Raw genomic sequence first — 2181 nt, 5'->3', positions numbered from 1 at the left:
TTTGCGGTGGCTTATGTGATTAAGGCGCTGTGCGGTAGCTTTTGTATTGCGTTACTCACACCTTAGCAAGGCGTTATGTGCTTGGAGGAAAAATGAAATATTTTCAGTACTATGGAATCGACTGGGTTGCAATGGTACTTACGTTTCTTGCAATTTGGCAAATTGGAAATAAGAACAAAATCGGTTTCATTTTAATGATGTGCGGTAACACTAGTTGGGTAGCAGTTGGTTATCTTACTGGCAGTGTGGCAATGATAATTGCAAATATCATCTTTTTCTCAATGAACCTTAGAGCAATCATCAAATGGTCGACGCCAGAGAAAGAGCCTAAAGTTAGTGTTGCTGAGCAGTCATCTACAAGCTAGAAGTTCGCACATAACAAACTGTTCAAGAGGGATTCGCAACGCGTGGCATTTTCACTATGCGTTGATTTTAGTGATTAAGGTGGTTTGCGGCGGCTTTTGTATTGCGTTGCTCACCCCTTAACAGGGCGTTATATACCAGTAATCAAAAAGTCGATAGCAGCAATAATTTCGTTTCTAAACGTGCTTAGCTCATTGACTGGGGTCGTAAGGATTTTAGTTGGTACACTAGCCATTTGTTGAGTAAGAATCACAAAGTCACCTTCATCAATATGGATCGTAGGGCACAGGTGGCTAGGGGCTTTTTTCTCTAACAGCTCGATAGGAGTTAAGGGAATCACCAAGCGAGTATTCAGTGAATCTAGCAACTCGCTTTGGACATCGACAAAATATGGGTAAGCGCTTGCGGTGCTCTTATCGTTGTTTTTATAAAGCGTAAATTGTGCCATTAGAATACTCGGTATGAATCGGAAAATAGTCCGTGTTTTGCAGTTAAGTCGTTACAAGCTTCAATAGCTTCGGCATTTTGTTCTAGCCATTCGGCTTTCAATTGTTGTTTTACTTCCTTTTCCAAAGCCTTTTCCATTGTTGCTGATAGGTTGATGTTTAGGCGCTTAGCTTCGGCAAGTAACTCACTGTTTAGGCTAAGGTTTGTAGCCTTTTTAGGTGCATGTGTGCTATATGTGTTTCTCATAAAGTAATCCTATGCGTATTGATGGTGCGCATTGAGTATAGGTGAAAGCTAGGCATATAACAAATTGTTCAAGAGTGATTCGGCACGCGTGGCATTTTTACTATGCGTTGATTTTAGTGGTTAAGGTGGTATGCGGCGGCATCGGTATTGCGTGCCTCACACCTTAACAAGGCGTTATGTGACCAACTCACCACCTGTCCTATGCAGGTCTACAAGCAGACCCCAGAAACTGAATTTGCTCGCTAGTTTTCACATTTGGTCCAATTAGGATAATGCTGATGTCTCCGTTGGTATTTAAATAGGGTATCCCTTGACCGCCAGCCATGGCCTCATATTGCATCGTTCTAAACTCCATCTCATAGCCTTCAGCTATCAAGAAGTTACGAATTTCATATGCATACTTCTCAGCTTCTTGATCATTCATCGCAATTGAGAAGTCTACTTTCTTCTGAATATCTAAAGTCTTCAGCAACTCACGCTTAAGTTCTGATGTTAATGTGCGCTCTTGTGAGCCTAGTACAACTTTATGTGCTGTAATGCCGCCACTTTGGTTATGGGATGTTACGGATTGATTGTATTGAACTTGTTGTACATTTCCGTTGTTACGTTTTTTTAAGCTAGTAAAAATAATGGCAAGGCTTATACCGATTGTTACATAGGCAATTGGGGTAATTATGTAAGTATATTGCTCAACAGTGTAGGACAGTTTTTCTGGATCAATGTTAAAGGTGATTAGCCACTTGCTAATGTTTGATTTTACAGACTCTGGGCTGTTTTGTATCAAAATGAAAATTAGGCTAGTTAAAAATGCAAACAGTGAACCTTTCATATACATACTCCGAAGTTGAACATCATGAATGTTATCATATGCTGTATGGGTGGTAATGCATTTGGTAACATAACAAGCAATTTAAGAGGGATTCACAACGCTTGGCACTTTTGCTTCTACTTCAAATTTAGTGTTTATGGCACAATGTTTTAGGTGAGTGGTAGCGTTGTTCACCCCTTAATTGGGCGTTATGTGGTTTGGGAGAAAATGGACATGGACATTCCCGATAGATTCAAAAATGTAAGATACGTTTCATCCCGCATTCCAGGTTGCAAAGATGATTCCGACTTAACGCT

General features: G+C 40.4%; 4 protein-coding genes. 1 reads left to right on the top strand and 3 read right to left on the bottom strand.

Annotated features, from left to right (window positions below; genetic code table 11):
• Window positions 1–92 precede the first annotated feature (92 nt).
• Complete coding sequence (locus R8N46_RS24340) at window positions 93–365, top strand: nicotinamide mononucleotide transporter (protein ID WP_054702819.1); 273 nt, start codon at window positions 93–95, stop codon at window positions 363–365.
• A 128-nt stretch (window positions 366–493) separates the two neighbouring features.
• On the opposite strand, the gene R8N46_RS24335 is transcribed toward R8N46_RS24340, so the two are convergent.
• From R8N46_RS24335 to R8N46_RS24325, 3 genes are all read right to left on the bottom strand, one after another.
• Window positions 494–811, bottom strand: a complete 318-nt coding sequence (locus R8N46_RS24335) for a CcdB family protein (protein ID WP_095482530.1) — start codon at window positions 809–811, stop codon at window positions 494–496.
• Entirely contained in the window at window positions 811–1056 is a 246-nt protein-coding gene (locus R8N46_RS24330) for a type II toxin-antitoxin system CcdA family antitoxin (protein WP_038140558.1), read from the bottom strand. Before R8N46_RS24330 ends, R8N46_RS24335 begins: the two co-directional genes overlap by 1 nt.
• A 199-nt stretch (window positions 1057–1255) precedes the next feature.
• Window positions 1256–1885: a hypothetical protein gene (locus R8N46_RS24325; RefSeq protein ID WP_171346329.1), complete on the bottom strand. Its 630-nt coding sequence runs from the start codon at window positions 1883–1885 to the stop codon at window positions 1256–1258.
• Window positions 1886–2181: the final 296 nt, after the last annotated feature.

The sequence above is a fragment of the Vibrio sp. 1874 genome (genome assembly GCF_033344395.1).
Taxonomy (GTDB): domain Bacteria; phylum Pseudomonadota; class Gammaproteobacteria; order Enterobacterales; family Vibrionaceae; genus Vibrio; species Vibrio alginolyticus.
This window is presented reverse-complemented; position numbering and strand designations above follow the sequence as displayed.